Origin of the sequence: Dermacoccus sp. BD5, from assembly GCF_044878485.1 — a bacterium.
GTDB lineage: Bacteria > Actinomycetota > Actinomycetes > Actinomycetales > Dermatophilaceae > Dermacoccus > Dermacoccus nishinomiyaensis.
This window is the reverse complement of sequence record NZ_JANJER010000011.1, coordinates 64,485-79,504: the sequence shown is the minus strand read 5'-3', so window position 1 is coordinate 79,504 and position 15,020 is coordinate 64,485. Positions and strand designations below refer to the sequence as shown.

At 68.5% G+C, this 15,020-nt stretch carries 16 protein-coding genes; 8 read left to right on the top strand and 8 right to left on the bottom strand.

From position 1 onward, the window contains the following. The first annotated feature begins 20 nt into the window (after positions 1-20). From NQ706_RS09825 to NQ706_RS09805, 5 genes are read left to right on the top strand one after another with little or no spacing between them, the layout of a single operon-like run. Entirely contained in the window at positions 21-1,103 is a 1,083-nt protein-coding gene (locus NQ706_RS09825) for a PhoH family protein (protein WP_051805967.1), read from the top strand. Beyond that, a complete protein-coding gene (gene ybeY / locus NQ706_RS09820; protein WP_006944324.1) occupies positions 1,100-1,606 on the top strand; it encodes an rRNA maturation RNase YbeY in 507 nt (168 codons plus the stop codon). Before NQ706_RS09825 ends, ybeY begins: the two co-directional genes overlap by 4 nt. A gap of 28 nt (positions 1,607-1,634) precedes the next feature. Then, positions 1,635-2,960 (top strand): hemolysin family protein, encoded by a 1,326-nt coding sequence (locus tag NQ706_RS09815; RefSeq protein ID WP_038568672.1) that lies wholly within the window; start codon positions 1,635-1,637, stop codon positions 2,958-2,960. Then, positions 2,957-3,901: a GTPase Era gene (era, locus tag NQ706_RS09810; protein ID WP_038568670.1), complete on the top strand. Its 945-nt coding sequence runs from the start codon at positions 2,957-2,959 to the stop codon at positions 3,899-3,901. Before NQ706_RS09815 ends, era begins: the two co-directional genes overlap by 4 nt. A gap of 9 nt (positions 3,902-3,910) precedes the next feature. Then, on the top strand, positions 3,911-4,657 hold the full coding sequence (locus tag NQ706_RS09805; RefSeq protein WP_235181929.1) for a trans-aconitate 2-methyltransferase: 747 nt from the start codon (positions 3,911-3,913) through the stop codon (positions 4,655-4,657). A 144-nt stretch (positions 4,658-4,801) separates the two neighbouring features. Here NQ706_RS09805 and NQ706_RS09800 read toward each other — a convergent pair whose 3' ends face one another. Further along, positions 4,802-5,467 (bottom strand): hypothetical protein, encoded by a 666-nt coding sequence (locus NQ706_RS09800; protein WP_038568668.1) that lies wholly within the window; start codon positions 5,465-5,467, stop codon positions 4,802-4,804. A gap of 299 nt (positions 5,468-5,766) precedes the next feature. Here NQ706_RS09800 and leuA point away from each other — a divergent pair, with 299 nt between their 5' ends. Continuing rightward, positions 5,767-7,518: a 2-isopropylmalate synthase gene (gene leuA / locus NQ706_RS09795; protein WP_038568666.1), complete on the top strand. Its 1,752-nt coding sequence runs from the start codon at positions 5,767-5,769 to the stop codon at positions 7,516-7,518. A 207-nt stretch (positions 7,519-7,725) separates the two neighbouring features. Here leuA and NQ706_RS09790 read toward each other — a convergent pair whose 3' ends face one another. Continuing rightward, entirely contained in the window at positions 7,726-8,214 is a 489-nt protein-coding gene (locus tag NQ706_RS09790; RefSeq protein ID WP_051805966.1) for a DUF4186 domain-containing protein, read from the bottom strand. Positions 8,215-8,317: 103 nt separating this feature from the next. After that, positions 8,318-8,959, bottom strand: coding sequence for an alpha-ketoglutarate-dependent dioxygenase AlkB (locus NQ706_RS09785; protein ID WP_038568664.1), 642 nt, complete (start codon positions 8,957-8,959; stop codon positions 8,318-8,320). A 227-nt stretch (positions 8,960-9,186) separates the two neighbouring features. On the opposite strand from NQ706_RS09785, the gene recO reads away from it, so the two are divergent. Both recO and NQ706_RS09775 read left to right on the top strand, forming a co-directional pair. Next, complete coding sequence (gene recO, locus NQ706_RS09780; RefSeq protein WP_038568662.1) at positions 9,187-9,996, top strand: DNA repair protein RecO; 810 nt, start codon at positions 9,187-9,189, stop codon at positions 9,994-9,996. 56 nt (positions 9,997-10,052) lie between these two features. Then, entirely contained in the window at positions 10,053-10,982 is a 930-nt protein-coding gene (locus NQ706_RS09775; RefSeq protein WP_404360844.1) for an isoprenyl transferase, read from the top strand. Between the two features lie 287 nt (positions 10,983-11,269). On the opposite strand, the gene NQ706_RS09770 is transcribed toward NQ706_RS09775, so the two are convergent. The 5 genes from NQ706_RS09770 to NQ706_RS09750 all read right to left on the bottom strand — a co-directional run bounded on the left by NQ706_RS09770 (position 11,270) and on the right by NQ706_RS09750 (position 14,973). Further along, on the bottom strand, positions 11,270-11,701 hold the full coding sequence (locus tag NQ706_RS09770) for a Fur family transcriptional regulator (protein WP_006944276.1): 432 nt from the start codon (positions 11,699-11,701) through the stop codon (positions 11,270-11,272). A gap of 45 nt (positions 11,702-11,746) precedes the next feature. Further along, the gene (locus tag NQ706_RS09765; protein ID WP_006944160.1) at positions 11,747-12,748 is read right to left on the bottom strand and encodes a metal ABC transporter permease; all 1,002 of its coding nucleotides are present in this window, start codon (positions 12,746-12,748) and stop codon (positions 11,747-11,749) included. A gap of 74 nt (positions 12,749-12,822) precedes the next feature. Next, complete coding sequence (locus NQ706_RS09760; protein ID WP_038568658.1) at positions 12,823-13,671, bottom strand: metal ABC transporter ATP-binding protein; 849 nt, start codon at positions 13,669-13,671, stop codon at positions 12,823-12,825. After that, complete coding sequence (locus NQ706_RS09755; protein ID WP_038568656.1) at positions 13,668-14,609, bottom strand: metal ABC transporter substrate-binding protein; 942 nt, start codon at positions 14,607-14,609, stop codon at positions 13,668-13,670. Before NQ706_RS09755 ends, NQ706_RS09760 begins: the two co-directional genes overlap by 4 nt. A gap of 46 nt (positions 14,610-14,655) precedes the next feature. Then, positions 14,656-14,973 carry a DUF6703 family protein gene (locus NQ706_RS09750; RefSeq protein ID WP_006944183.1) on the bottom strand — a complete coding sequence of 106 codons (318 nt, stop codon included), beginning with the start codon at positions 14,971-14,973 and terminating at the stop codon, positions 14,656-14,658. Between the last annotated feature and the right edge of the window lie 47 nt (positions 14,974-15,020).

Here is a 15,020-nt window from a genome sequence, read left to right as displayed (position 1 = left end):
ACCATTAGACTGGAGACACGATGACTGACGCTTCCGCGCCCTCCGAGCGCACCCCTCACGACCCTGACGGCCAGGCTGCCTCGCAGCAGACGCGCATCGTCATCCCGCCCGACGTCGTGATGGTGCAGTTGCTCGGGCCGCAGGATCAGCTGATGCGCACGATCGAGCGCGCCTTCCCGCGCCTGTTCGTCTTTGCGCGCGGCAACGAGCTGACGATCGACGGCCCGCGCGAGGACGCGGCGATCGTCGAGACCCTCGTCGGTGAGCTGCTCACGATGATCGACGCGGGCCACCAGATCAACCGTGACGCCGTCGAGCGCTCCATCGGCATGCTGCGCGGCAAGAACGCGCAGCGCCCCGCCGACGTGCTGACGACGAACATCATCTCCAGCCGCGGGCGCACGATCCGTCCGAAGACGCTGGGGCAGAAGGAGTACGTCGACGCGATCGACCGCAACACGATCGTCTTCGGCATCGGCCTGGCCGGTACGGGCAAGACGTATCTGGCGATGGCGAAGGCGGTCGCCGCGCTGCAGGCCAAGCAGGTCAACCGCATCATCCTGACGCGCCCTGCCGTCGAGGCCGGTGAACGCCTCGGCTTCCTGCCCGGCACGCTCAACGACAAGATCGACCCGTATCTGCGTCCGCTATACGACGCGCTGCACGACATGATCGACCCCGACTCGATCCCGAAGCTCATGGCCGCAGGCACGATCGAGGTCGCGCCGCTCGCGTACATGCGCGGGCGCACGCTCAATGACTCGTTCATCATTCTCGACGAGGCGCAGAACACGAGCAGCGAGCAGATGCGCATGTTCCTCACGCGCCTCGGCTTCGGTTCGAAGATCGTCGTGACGGGTGACGTCACGCAGGTCGACCTGCCGGGTGGCACGACGTCGGGCCTGCGGGTCATCGAGGACGTGCTCACCGGAATCGACGACGTCCACTTCGCCCACCTCGACTCGAGCGACGTCGTGCGTCACCGCCTCGTCTCCGACATCGTCGACGCCTACGGCCGCTACGACGCGGCAGCCGAGCGTCGCCGCGCCGAGGCGAAGAAGCGCCGCGAGGCGCGCGCCGGCGGCGAGGGGCAGCCGGCATGACGATCGACATCGCCAACGAGACCGACGTCGACGTCGAGCTCGACGAGATCCACGACTGCGCGCGCTATGCGATGGACGCGATGTTCGTCCACCCCAACGTCGAGCTGAGCATCCGCATCATCGACGAGGCAGCGATGGAGACGCTGCACGTGCAGTGGATGGATCTGCCGGGCCCGACGGACGTCATGAGCTTCCCGATGGACGAGCTGACGCCCGGCAGCGAGCGCGAGCCGTCCCAGGAGGGCATGCTCGGCGACATCGTCCTGTGCCCGAGCGTCGCCGCCGCGCAGGCGGCCGCAGCCGGTCACGACACGATGGAGGAGCTGCTGCTGCTCACCGTCCACGGTGTGCTGCACCTGCTCGGCTACGACCACGCCGAACCGGACGAGCGCGTCGAGATGTTCGAACTGCAGCGCACGATCCTGCTCACCTACCTCGCGAGCCGCGGGCGCAGCACGGAGGCGGGCACCATCCGCATCGCGCCGCCGTCCGGGCGCGAGTGACCCCGCAGACCTTGGGAGTGAACCGCACGTGACCATCGTGCTGATCGCCGCGCTCGTCAGCGTGGTCATGGGCTTCGTCTTCGCCCTCGTCGAATCGGCGCTCGGGCGCGTGACGCGCCACCGCGTGGTCGCGCTCGCCGAGGAGGGCCACGCAGGCGCCTCGGCGCTCGGACGCATCGTCGACAACCACGCGACGGCGCTCATGGTGCTGACGTTCCTGCGCGTCGGCGCCGAGATGACGGCCGCCGTCCTCGTCACCGTCGCCGCGACACGCGCGTTCGACGGCGCATTCTGGCCGAGCCTCGCGACGGCCGTCGCCGTCATGGCGATCGCCTCGTTCGTGCTCGTCGGCGTCTCGCCGCGCACGCTGGGCCACCAGCACGCCGACAAGGTGGCGCTCGCGACGGCGCGGCCCGTCCTGGTCGCGCTCACGGTGCTCTCACCGCTCGCGCGGCTGCTCGTGACGCTGGGCAACGCGGTCACCCCGGGTGAGGGCTACAAGGACGGCCCATTCGACTCCGAGGCGGAGTTGCGCGAGTTCGTCGACCTCGCCGAGGATTCCGACCTCATCGAGGCCGACGAGCGGCGAATGATCCACAGCGTGTTCGAGCTCGGCGACACGATCGTGCGCGAGGTCATGGTGCCACGCACCGACATGATCACGATCGACGGCTACAAGAGCCTGCACCAGGCGATGAACCTGTTCGTGCGCTCCGGCTACTCGCGCGTGCCCGTCATCGGCGAGAACTCCGACGACCTCGTCGGCCTGCTGTACTTCAAGGACGTCGTGCGGCGCACGCTCACCGGCGACGCGGACACCATCGCCATCTCCGAGGTGATGCGCGACCTCGCGTTCGTGCCCGAGTCGAAGCCCGTCGACTCGTTGCTCAAGGAGATGCAACGCGACCGCGTCCACTTCGCCGTCGTCATCGACGAGTACGGCGGCACCGCCGGCATCGTGACGATGGAGGACATCGTCGAGGAGATCGTCGGCGAGATCGACGACGAGTACGACCGCGTGACGCCCGGCGTCGAGGAACTGGGGGACGGCCGCACGCGCGTTCCGGCCCGCATGTCGATCGACGACCTGAGCGAGATGTACGGCGTCAGCATCGACGAGGACGACATCGACACCGTCGGTGGTCTGCTCGCGAAGCTCGTCGGGCGCGTGCCGCTCGTCGGCGCGAGCGGCGAGATCGACGGGCTGCGCCTCACGGCTGAGAAGATGGCAGGACGACGCCACCAGCTCGCGACGTTGATCGTCGAGCGTGTGGAACCCGAAGATCCCACCGACCCGGACGGGCGTGGGGACGAGCGCAGCGCCGAGACGCGCGGCGAGGAGACGGATCGATGACCGAGCACGACACGACCCACGACGGCGAGATCTACCGCGCCGGTTTCGCCTGCCTCGTCGGGCGGCCCAACGCGGGCAAGTCGACGCTGACGAACGCGCTCGTCGGCGACAAGGTGGCGATCACCTCGAGCAAGCCGCAGACGACGCGTCACACGATCCGTGGGATCGTGACGCGCCCCGACGGCCAGATCGTCCTCGTCGACACCCCCGGCCTGCACAAGCCGCGCACCCTGCTCGGTGAGCGCCTCAACGACGTCGTGCGCGAGACGCTGCTCGACGTCGACGTCATCGGGTTCTGCCTGCCCGCCGACCAGAAGATCGGCCCGGGCGATCAGTTCATCGCGAAGGACCTCGCCGAGCTGCAGCGCGTGCGCAAGCGGCCCGTCGTCGCGCTCGTGACGAAGACCGACACCGTCGATCGGGAGCGACTCGCCGAGCACCTCATCGAGGTCGACCGTCTCGGGGAGTGGGCCGCGATCGTTCCGTGTTCGGCGGTTTCGGGCAAGCAGGTCGATGATGTGGCGAACGTGCTGCTGGGTTACCTGCCCGAGTCGCCGCAGCTGTACCCCGACGACGTGCTGACCGACGAGTCGGACACCGTCATGATCGCCGAACTCATCCGCGAGGCCGCGCTCGAGGGCGTGCGTGACGAGTTGCCGCACTCGTTGGCCGTCGTCGTCGAGGAGATGGTGCCGCGTGAGGATCGCCCGGACGACAAGCCCCTCATGGACGTGCGCGTCAACATCTTCGTCGAGCGTCCCAGCCAGAAGGCCATCATCATCGGCCGCGGCGGATCGCGGCTGCGCGAGGTCGGCACCACGGCGCGCGAGGGCATCGAGAAGCTGCTTGGGCAGCGGGTCTACCTCGACCTGCACGTCAAGGTGGCGAAGGACTGGCAGCGCGACCCGAAGCAGCTGGGCAAGCTGGGATTCAACCTCTGAGGTTTTCGTATGAGTGAGCACATGAAGGACCACGAGGCGTGGGCCGAGTTCGGTGACGTGCTGCGGTTGCCGATCAACCCCGAGACCGACTATGTCGGCGGGATTCCCTGGGAGGGAGCCGGGTTCAAGCCTGAGTTGCCGCTCGTCGACATCGGCCCCGGCTCGGGCCTGACGACGGTCGCGCTCGCCGAGCAGTTCCCCGACGCCGAGATCATCGCCGTCGAACCCGACCCGTGGATGCGCTCGATGCTCATGATGCGCATCGCCGAGCGCGACCCGCTGCGTGCACGCGCCACCGTCGTGCCGAACTCGATCCTCGACGCGTGGATGCCCGAGCAGATCGGTGGCGCGCTGCTGTTCAACGTCATCTACTTCCTCGGCGGACGCGCGCGCCTCGCGTTCTGGGATCGCATGGCGCAGGTGCTGCCCGAGGGCGCACCGATCCTCATGAGCCGCGCGTATGGCGTCGTCGACACGGGTGAGGAGCTCGTGCGCACGGCGAGTTCGACGATGGGGCGCAACACCTACGAGCGGTGGCGTCAGACGGTTCCGGTCAAGGACGGGCGCGTCGAGATCACCAACACGTACAAGACGATCCGCGGCGGCGAGGTCGTGCGTGAGGTGACGACGAAGATCGCGCCGTTCTCGCTCGACGAGGAACTCGTCGTCTCCGAGATCCCGATCGGCAAGTTCGCCATCGAGGAACTGAGCGAGAAGTACCTCGTCATCCGCCGCGCGCCCGACATCCGACGCTGAGCGCTCGTCGCCGACCGCTTGCCTGAGGTCTGAAGGTCCGCAATGCGTGATTGCAGTCCTCACGAGATGAGTTGAGGTCCGAAACCCTGCAGTGCAGAGTTTCGGACCTCAACTCGTCTGGGCCGCGTTCGCACAGCGTGGAGGTCACGCGACGCGCAGGGCCTCGGCGGGCGTCACCGTCGTGGCGCGACGCGCGGGCGGCAGGGCCGCGACGAGGACCAGCGCGAGAGCGGCCCGGACGATGACGGCGAGCACCTCGAACGGCAGACCCCAGATGAAACCGTCGTTGCCGGCCCCGATGAGCGACTGCGCGCCGACCGAACCGAGCAGCACGCCGATGACGAGGCCGAGCGTGGCGCGCGTCGTGCGCATCGGGTCGGCGACGGCGTTGCGGCGTGCGATGCGCGCGTCGGGACCGGCTCCGAGCAGGCGTCCGAAGATGGCGACCAGGCGCGGCAGGACGAAGGGCGCGCCCGTGATGAGACCGAGACGGCGCACGCGCGCGTCGCGGTGCACGCCGAGCTCGGCGCAGATCGGGGCGTAGAGAAAGTCACCGAAGATGATGAAGGCGTGCGGGTCGACGAGCTGCATGGCGCCGCCTGCTGCCGCCAGGACGAACATCAGGCGCAGGGTGTGACGGCGGACGAGGAACGCAATGAAGATCGCGACGTTCGCCGCCACGCCCCACCCGGAGCCGTTGCGGCCCGACATGACGCTGAGCGACAGCCCTGTCAGGGCAAGTGCAAGGAGCCCCTCGGCCGCCATGATCCAGCGTCGCGCACGTGGCCCGCGGCTCCAGATGTCGTTCACCCGCCCAGCTATTCACGCCGCGCCGTCGTCATCCTGTGGTGGGATGAGCGCGCGGTAGCGACGCACCGCCGGCGAGGAAGCTTGCGGCAGCCCGCCGCCGTCCGCCTGCTGGACGACGGCGACGTGCGGGTGGTGGTGTGGGGCGCGTCACCCCTAGGTTTGGTGGCATGCGCACGGTTCGGGGAGTGAGTCTCCTTCTTCGTTGCCGCGGTGGGGCCAACTAGTCGGCCATCCTCACCGCGGGGTTGAATGGTGCTCGGCCGGCACCCGCAACGAACGCAGTGAGGCGAACACCACCCATGCACGGATCTCAGCAGCCGACGACGATGCCGATCGGCAAGTACGTTCCCTTCCACGAGCAGATCAAGGTCGACCTGCCCGACCGCACGTGGCCCGACAAGATCATCGAGAAGGCGCCGCGTTGGTGCGCCGTCGATCTGCGTGACGGCAACCAGGCGCTCATCGACCCGATGGATTCCGAGCGCAAGATGCGCATGTTCAAGCTGCTCGTGCAGATGGGCTACAAGGACATCGAGGTCGGTTTCCCGTCGGCGTCCGACACGGACTTCAACTTCGTCCGCGAACTGATCGACGGCGGCCACATCCCCGACGACGTGACGATCCAGGTGCTGACGCAGTGCCGCGACCACCTCATCGAGAAGACGTTCGACGCCATCAAGGGTGCGCCGAGCGCGATCGTCCACTTCTACAACTCGACGTCGGTGCTGCAGCGTCGTGTGGTGTTCAACCTCGACGAGGACGGCATCGTCGACATCGCCCTGCAGGGGGCGCGGTTGTGCAAGAAGCTCGCCGAGACGATCCCCGAGACGAAGGTGTACTTCGAGTACTCGCCCGAGTCGTACACGGGCACCGAGCTCGAATTCGCGGCGCGCATCTGCAACGAGGTCATCGGCGTCATCGAGCCGACGCCCGATCACAAGATGATCATCAACCTGCCGGCGACCGTCGAGATGGCGACGCCGAACGTGTACGCCGACTCGGTCGAGTGGATGTCGCGTCACCTCGACAGTCGCGAGTCCGTCGTGCTGTCGCTGCACCCGCACAACGACCGCGGCGAGGGTGTCGCGGCTGCGGAGCTGGGCTACATGGCGGGCGCCGACCGCATCGAGGGCTGCCTGTTCGGCAACGGTGAGCGCACCGGCAACGTCTGCCTCGTCACCCTGGGCATGAACCTGTTCGGTCAGGGCATCGACCCGATGATCGACTTCTCCGACATCCAGACGATCCGTTCGACGGTCGAGTACTGCAACCAGCTGCCCGTCGGCGAACGTCACCCGTACGGCGGCGACCTCGTCTTCACGGCGTTCTCCGGTTCGCACCAGGACGCCATCAAGAAGGGCTTCGACGACATGGAGCGTCAGTCGAAGGAGACGGGCAAGTCGATCGACGAGCTCGTCTGGGGTGTGCCGTATCTGCCCGTCGACCCGCACGACGTCGGGCGCTCGTACGAGGCCGTCGTGCGCGTCAACAGCCAGAGCGGCAAGGGTGGCGTGTCGTACCTGCTGAAGAGCGAGTACAACCTCGACCTGCCGCGCCGCCTGCAGATCGAGTTCGCTGGCGTCGTGCAGCAGTGGACGGACACAGCCGGCGGCGAGGTGACGCCGCAGTGGCTGTGGTCGACCTTCTCCGACGAGTACCTGCCCGGCACCGGTGAGGGCGAGCGCGCCTGGGGTCGTTTCAAGCCGGTCGGCAGCCAGCTCGACTCGACGGACGACGGCCGCGACAAGATCACCGTCCGTCTGCTCGATCGCGGCGAGCCCGTGACGATCGCGGGTGAGGGTAACGGACCCATCGACGCCTTCTTCGACGCGCTGAGCACCATTGACGTCGACGTGCGCCTGCTCGACTACACGGAGCACACGCTCTCGTCCGGCGAGGATTCGAAGGCTGCGGCGTACGTCGAGTGCGCCATCGGCGACCGCGTGCTGTGGGGCGTCGGCATCCACGAATCGACGGTGCGTGCGTCGCTCATGGCGATCCTGTCGGCCGTCAACCGTGCCGAGCGTGACGCGGAGGCGGCTGCGGCCTGACCGCTGGGCCAGGGGTTGTGGAGGTTCGCGCTCTGGGTAGCGCGAACTTCCACAACTATTTCGGTGTTCCGCGACGCATGAGGCACTCGGTGCGACACGGCATAATGGGACGAGCGGGTGGAACCCAGCGACCGGGGAAGGTGCTGGGCTCCACCCGCTTCGTCGTGTCAGGGTGACGGGCGTTGTGCGACATACCGCGGGGATCGCTCAGAAGAGCGCCGCATCCGATGACATGCCCGGTCGCCGATGCTTGGACGGGGGCAGCGGAGCGCGACAGGAATCGTGGGGGAGGCGTCGCAACTCTCGCTCGATCCAGCGCATGATGACGGCGACGACGTAGACCTGATGCTCGTCTGTCAGCGGGTGGTGCTTGACGATGCCGTGGTGCTTCGCGAGGCATCCGCGGCAACAGGTCGCCGTCGCGTGTTGAGCCAGGAAGACCGGATGGCCGCGCATCGGGGTCTGCCGGCCGTCGTTGTCGGGATCGGCAGCGGCGAGGCGCTCGCCGATGAAGCGCGCGGCATGGGTTTCGATCTCGCGACGCCCCCGATCGCGCGCGTACCGCGCATCGGCCGGGCTGAGATGGAACTTCGCCCTGAACGATGATCGCCCGATCCGGTCGAGCGCGCCGTCAAGGGTTTCGACACTGCGGGTCGCAAGAGTGGGCGTCGAAGAACGGGGCCGTGGGTCGGGCATGGCTACTGCTCCCCAGGTCGTCGAGGCGCGGGCGCCGTGGGCGCGTCCTGTGGTCCCACGCCCCTCAGCTGCAGGCTGACGGCATGCGTCACGGGGTTGAATCTCATCTCACGTCGTAGGGCCGGAACTGGATGCTGATGCGAGGCCCGACGGACTTCGTCGTCTTCGGAACGGCATGCTCCCAGGTCCGTTGACAAGAGCCACCCATGACGAGCAGGTCGCCGTGGCCGATCTGGAAGCGCAGGCTCTGCCCGCCACCGACGGGGCGAAGCGCCAGTGTGCGCGGCGAGCCGATCGAGACGATGGCGATCATCGTGTCCTTCGTGCTCGAGCGGCCCTCCTTGTCGCCGTGCCACGCGACGGAATCACGGCCGTCACGGTAGAGGCACATGCCGGCGGTGGTGAACGGCTCGCCGAGTTCGGGGGCGTAATGGTCGCTCAGCGCGCGTTGGGCGTCGCGCATCACGGGGTCGGGCCAGCGTTCGTCGCCGCGGTAGAAGCGCAGCAAGCGGGGCGTGGTGACCTCCTTGTCCCACATGACGCGACGCTCGCCCTGCCAGTCGACGCCCGCGCTGCCACCGAGCATGAGGCGGCTGAACAACTCGTCAGCGCCGGTGATGAAGCCGGGGCGCAGGTCGACCCAGGCCCCGCGCGTCAGCTCGGTGCGACGGACGGCGCCTACGAGCGGACGCACGCCGACCTCCTCGACCTGGTCGAGCAGCGACCCCTGTAGACCTGCGAACATGTGTTCGATTATGCGCCTCTTGTCCTGACTCGTCCAGCCCCGCCCTTTGCGCCCAGATGCGCCCGGGTGCAGTTGGACGCAGGGGGAAACGGCGGGGGTGGGGGAGCAGAACGCATGTCGGCGGCTGAGGCATGCCTGGGGACGCATCCGCCCGGCGAGTTGCGCCGTCAGCGGACGAGACGCGGGCCCGCTATCGCTGACGCAGGCAACCGCGAGACAATGGAGACATGCCTCCCCTCTACCGTGACGCCGCCATCGTGCTGCGCACCCACAAGCTGGGGGAGGCCGATCGCATCATCACGATGCTGACGCGCAATCACGGCAAGAAGCGCGCCGTCGCGAAGGGCGTGCGCAAGACGAAGTCGAAGTTCGGGGCGCGTCTCGAGCCGGGCATGGTCGTCGACATCCAGCTGCACGAGGGGCGCAACCTCGACGTCGTCACTCAGGTCGACCTCCTCGCCTCCTACGGCGACGCCATCGCGCAGGACTATCCCTCCTACACCGCGTGTGCCGCGATGCTCGAGACGGCAGACCGGCTCTGCGAGGATTCCGACCGCGTCGTGGCCCACTTCAACCTTCTCGCCGGGGCGCTCGCAGCGCTCGCGCAGCGTCAGATCCCCGCGCATCTCGTACTCGACGCCTACCTCGTGCGTTCCGTCGCGACGGCCGGGTGGACGCCGAGCTTCATCGACTGCGCCGGCTGCGGCGACCCCGGCCCGCAGCGTGCGTTCAACCTCGCCGTCGGTGGCGCCGTCTGCCCGCAGTGCCGCCCGCCCGGATCGACCGCGCCGATGCCCGAGACGTTCGTCCTCATGGACGCCCTGCTGCGCGGCCACTGGAACGCCGTCGCCGCGACGAGCGACGACGCGCGTCGACAGTCGAGCAACCTCATCGCCGCATACGTCCAATGGCACCTCGAACACGGCGTGCGCTCGCTCAGGCACGTCGATCGCGGCGACTACACCGTCGTCGCTCGCTCGACCCCACCCGCGACACCCGCCGAGCCTGCGACGCACGACGCGCACCCGGCGTCCTGAGAGACTGTCCTCACCGAGACGTCGGGACACCTACGTCACGCAGCACGACGACAAGAATCACGACCCGAAGGACGACGCCCGTGCCGATCTCACCCGACCCGCACCCCAGCGGCGCCACGCCGCCCGCGATTCCTGCTGAGCTGGTGCCGCAGCACATCGCGATGGTCATGGACGGCAACGGGCGTTGGGCCAACGAGCGCGGTCTGCCGCGCACGAAGGGCCACGAGGCGGGTGAGGCGATGCTGATCGACGTCGTCGCCGGCTGCATCGAACTCGGCGTCAAGAACATCAGCGCCTACGCGTTCTCGACGGAGAACTGGCGCCGTTCGCCGGAGGAGGTGCGCTTCCTCATGGGCTTCAACCGCGACACGATCCGTCGTCGCGTCGACCTGCTCGACTCATGGGGCGTGCGCGTCATCTGGTCGGGGCGCAAGCCGCGGCTGTGGCGTTCTGTCGTGCGCGAGCTCGAAGTCGCCCAGGAGCGGACGAAGAACAACACCGTCTGCACCCTGCAGATGTGCGTCAACTACGGCGGGCGCGCAGAGCTCGTCGATGCCACACGCTCGCTCGCTGACGACGTCGCGGCCGGCCGGTTGAACCCGAAGAAGATCACGGAGAAGACGATCCAGAGCTACCTCTACGCGCCGGATCTGCCGGACGTCGACCTGTTCGTGCGCAGCTCCGGCGAGCAGCGGACGAGCAACTTCCAGCTGTGGCAGAGCGCCTATGCCGAGATGGTCTTCCTCGACACGCTGTGGCCCGACTTCGACCGTCGCAAGCTGTGGGAGGCCGTCGACATCTACGCCCGGCGCGACCGTCGCTATGGCGGAGCCGTCGACGCGGTCGCCGCTCAGCAGGCTGCTGACGACGCTGCGGCGGCAGCTCGGGCGGCGTCGAAGCCCAAGCCGTCCTACGACCCGCTGCTCATGGGGGACCCCGACGCTGACGGCGGCGGCATCTACGAGGACGACGGCCTCATCGACTGACCCGGCCCCCCTGCGATTTACGAAGGTGGACGAAAAGCGCACAGAGGGACGCAGTTTCGCAGTGGTGTCAGATGCCGGCCGCGTCGCCTGATTCACCCCTCGAGACCGGAGTCCGGGGCAGTGCCGTCATGGTATTCAGTGCCGCCGTGACGCGTTAGAGCCGCCGTGACACGGTGGAGACGGCGCCTTCGTGAGGTGTTTGCGCCGTCGCCATGCGGCAGGGTCAGTGCCGTCGAGACATTCGGTGCGGTCCTGACGGGAGAACCCGCCGCAACGCTTCGGGCGACTCAAGGCCCCGCGTCAGAGGGGGCGGAAGCAGAGGCAGCGGCGGCGTCCTGACTGCACGCGCGACACAGCCCGAAGATCTCGAGCTGGTGGCTGACGGCGGTGAAGCCGTGCTCGGCGGCGATGCCGGAGGCCCAGCGTTCGACCGTCGGGCCCTCGACCTCGACGGTGCGTCCGCACCGTCGGCACACGAGGTGATGGTGGTGCGTGGGGGAGCAGCTGCGGTAGACGGCTTCACCGTCGTCGGTGCGCAGCACGTCGACGGTGCCGTCCCCGGCGAGCGCCTGCAGGGTGCGGTACACCGTTGCGAGGCCGATCGTCTCACCGTCGGCGCGCAGCTTCGCGTGCAGATCCTGCGCGGAGCAGAACTCGCCGCAGCCGTCGAGCCTCTCGGCGACGGCGCGCTGCTGGCGTGTCGGTTTGCGCGCACTCATCGGACATCCGTCCAGACTCGTCGAAGCTCGAAGCGTCCTGCGCTGTCACACCGCATCATGCGTGCCTTTCGAGGTCTCGACGGCGGGTCGGTGGGCGTCCCAGTGGTCGCCGTGCGGCGCGTGGAACTCACCGTCGTGAAGGTAGTCGACGTGGTCGCCGTGAGGGACGGACGGGTGCCCGCAGCCCTGCCGGTGCTCGTGCGCGTGGTGCGCCACCCGTCGCGCCTGACGAGCGCGCACGGCGTGCACGGTCATCGCCACGAACGACGCGAGCAGGAACAGCGCGATCGCCGCGAGCACGACGGTACCGCCGGGCGGGGTGTCGAGGTAGTACGCGCTGGTGACGCCCAGCGCACCGCTGAGGCAGCCCACGACGACGGCTGCGGCCGTCGTCTGACGGAAGCTACGACCGATCAGCTGGCCCGTCGCGTTGGGCAGGATCATGAGCGCCGAGATGAGCAACAGGCCGATGACGCGCATCGACAACACGACCGTCACCGACGTCAGAATCGACAGCAGCAGATTGAGCGGCACGACGGGCAGCCCCACGGCCCGCGCGTACTCCTCGTCGTTGGCGACGGCGAACAGGCGCTTGCGCAGCACCGTCGTCGCGCCGACGGCGACGAGGGCGAGCGCGCCGAACTGCCACAGCTGGTCGCTCGTCGTCGTGAGGATCGAGCCGAACAGGTACTGACTGATCGACGTCTGCCCCGCGTTGTCGGCGCGTGAGAGCAGTACGACGCCCGCCGCGATACCGCCGTAGAACATGACGGCGAGGGCGACGTCGGCGTTCGTCGTCCCGCGCAGGCGGATGAACTCGATGATGCACGCCGCGACGACGGCCGCGATGAGCGCCGTCAGGATCGGCGAGGCGTGCAGGAGCACCCCGATCGCGACGCCGGCGAGCGCGACGTGGCCGATGCCGTCACCGATGAGCGACAGCCGTCGTTGCACGAGGAACACCCCGACGGACGGCGCGGCCGCCCCGACGAGCAGCGCGGCGACGAACGCGTATCGCATCGCCTCGAGGACGAACAGGTCACCCACGGTGGCCTCCGATCAGAGCGTGGAAGGGAGCGACGGGACGCACGGGCGCCCCATCAGAACACGTAGCGAGCGACTCAGCCACGACGATCCCCCTCCCTGAATCGCCCGTGATCGGGCGCGAACCTGGCGTCGTCGAAGGGTCCGCGCGCGTAGCCCGGCGCGTGGTGCGGCAGGTCCTCGGCGTGGTGGTCGTGGCCGCCGAGCGACACCCCACCGAGCGACGCGCTGACGCGCTCGCCGTAGCGCGCGGGCGGTCCGTCGAACGTCACGGCGCCGTGCGCGACCTCGACGATGCGCGTGACGATGCCGTGCAGCGCCTCGATCTCGTGCGTGACGATGATCATCGTCACGCCACTCGCGGCGAGGCGCTCGAGCACCTCGGCGAGTACCTCCTGACTGGCGGTGTCGACGCCGGCCGTCGGCTCGTCCATGACGAGGATGTCGGGCTGCGCGGCCAGCGCGCGGGCGATGAGGACGCGTCGGTGCTGACCCCCGGAGAGGGTGGCGACGTCGTCGCGGGAGCGATCGGCGAGCCCGACCTCGGCGAGGGCCGCGGTGACGAGCCGGCGATCCTCGGCGTCCGCGCGTCGGTACCAGGGCCGATGCGGCAGGCGACCCACCTCGACGACCTCTTCCACCGTCGCGCGCACCGACGCCGACAGCGTGTGCCGCTGCGGCACGTAGCCGATGCGCGTGCGCGCCTTGAACGAAGATGCGGGCGTGCCGAACAGCTCGACCTGCCCGCTGACGTGGTCGTTGAGGCCGAGGATGCCGCGCATCAGCGTCGACTTGCCGGAGCCGTTCGGCCCGAGAACCGCGATGATCTCGCCGGGGTTCACCTCGAGCGAGACACCGCTGACGACCGCGCGGCCGTCGTAGCCGAACGCGGCGTCGCGCAGTCGCAGGATGGGGGAGACGCTCACGAGCAGCCCTGGCCCTTCTTCAATGTGGCGAGGTTGGATCTCATCACGGCGAGGTAGTCGCTGCCCTTGCTCGCGTCCGTCAACCCTTCGATCGGGTCGAGGACGTCGACGCGGGCGCCGGTCTGGGAGGCGATGGTCTGAGCCACCTTCGGCGAGACGAGGGTCTCAGCGTAGATCGTCGTCACCTTGTTCTTCTTCACGTAATCGCTGATCGACGACAGCTGCGCCGGCGTCGGCTCGGCCTCGGGGGAGACACCCGACGCGCCGCGCTGCGTCAGCCCATATCGTGCCGCGAGGTAGGCGAACGCCTCGTGGCCGGTCACGATCGTCCGGTTCGTGCAGTGAGCGAGGCCGCCACGGTACTCGGCATCGAGGGCATCGAGATCCTTGACGAGTGACGCGGTGCGCGTGTGGTATCCGTCGGCGTGCTCGGGGTCGTCCTTGGCGAGCCGGTCACCGATCGCCTGGACGACGGCCTTGTAGCGCACCGGGTCGAGCCAGAAGTGCGGGTCGGAACCGCCGGCATGGGAAGCGTGCTCGTGCTCGCTCTCGTCATGGTGGCCCTCCTCTTCGGCTGTGAGGTCGAGGTCGGCCTGCGGCGAGACGTCGAGTGCGCGCCCGGCCTTGGCGCTCGAGGCGACGGCGTCGTCGACGCTGGCCTGGAAGCCCTTCGCGTAGACGATGAGGCGGGCGTCCGCGACGGAGGCGACCTGGCGGGGCGTGAGCTCGACGTCGTGCGGCTCCTGGCCGGCCTTCGTCAGGTTCTTGACGGTGACGTCTGGTCCGCCGATGCGTTCGAGCGCGTACTGCATCGGATAGAAGCTCGCCAGTGTCTGGACGCGGCCGTCGTCGGTGCGCCCGTTCTCGGAGCCGCAGGCGGTGACGCCGAGCCCCAGGGCGGCGGTGAGAGCAACGGTGAACGAGCGACGCATGAACATGACAATGATTCTCACTCAAAGTGAGAATCATTGTCAAAACATGGGGTTACCTCGGGAACGCCAGCACGATCGTCACGCCCAGCGTCAGCACGATGACGGCGGCGCGCGCGAGGCGGTCGAGCGGGCGCAGCTGCTGCCACGACAGGTACAGCAGCCAGGCGAGGAAGGCGGTGACGAGGCCGAACGCGACGGCTCCGACGACGCCGCGCACCGCGATGCCGACGATCATGAGGACGGCGAGGACAGCGAGGATGACCCACTGCGGCAGGCGCGCCAGCGCCCCGATCGCCGGGTCGGAGGCGTGCATGGCCTTCGCGCGGCTCGTGCTGACGGAGACTTCGGGTCGTGGTTCGTTGCGTGACACGGCACCAGGGTAGTGGGCGCGGGCCGGGTGCCGCTTCAGTCGTCAAG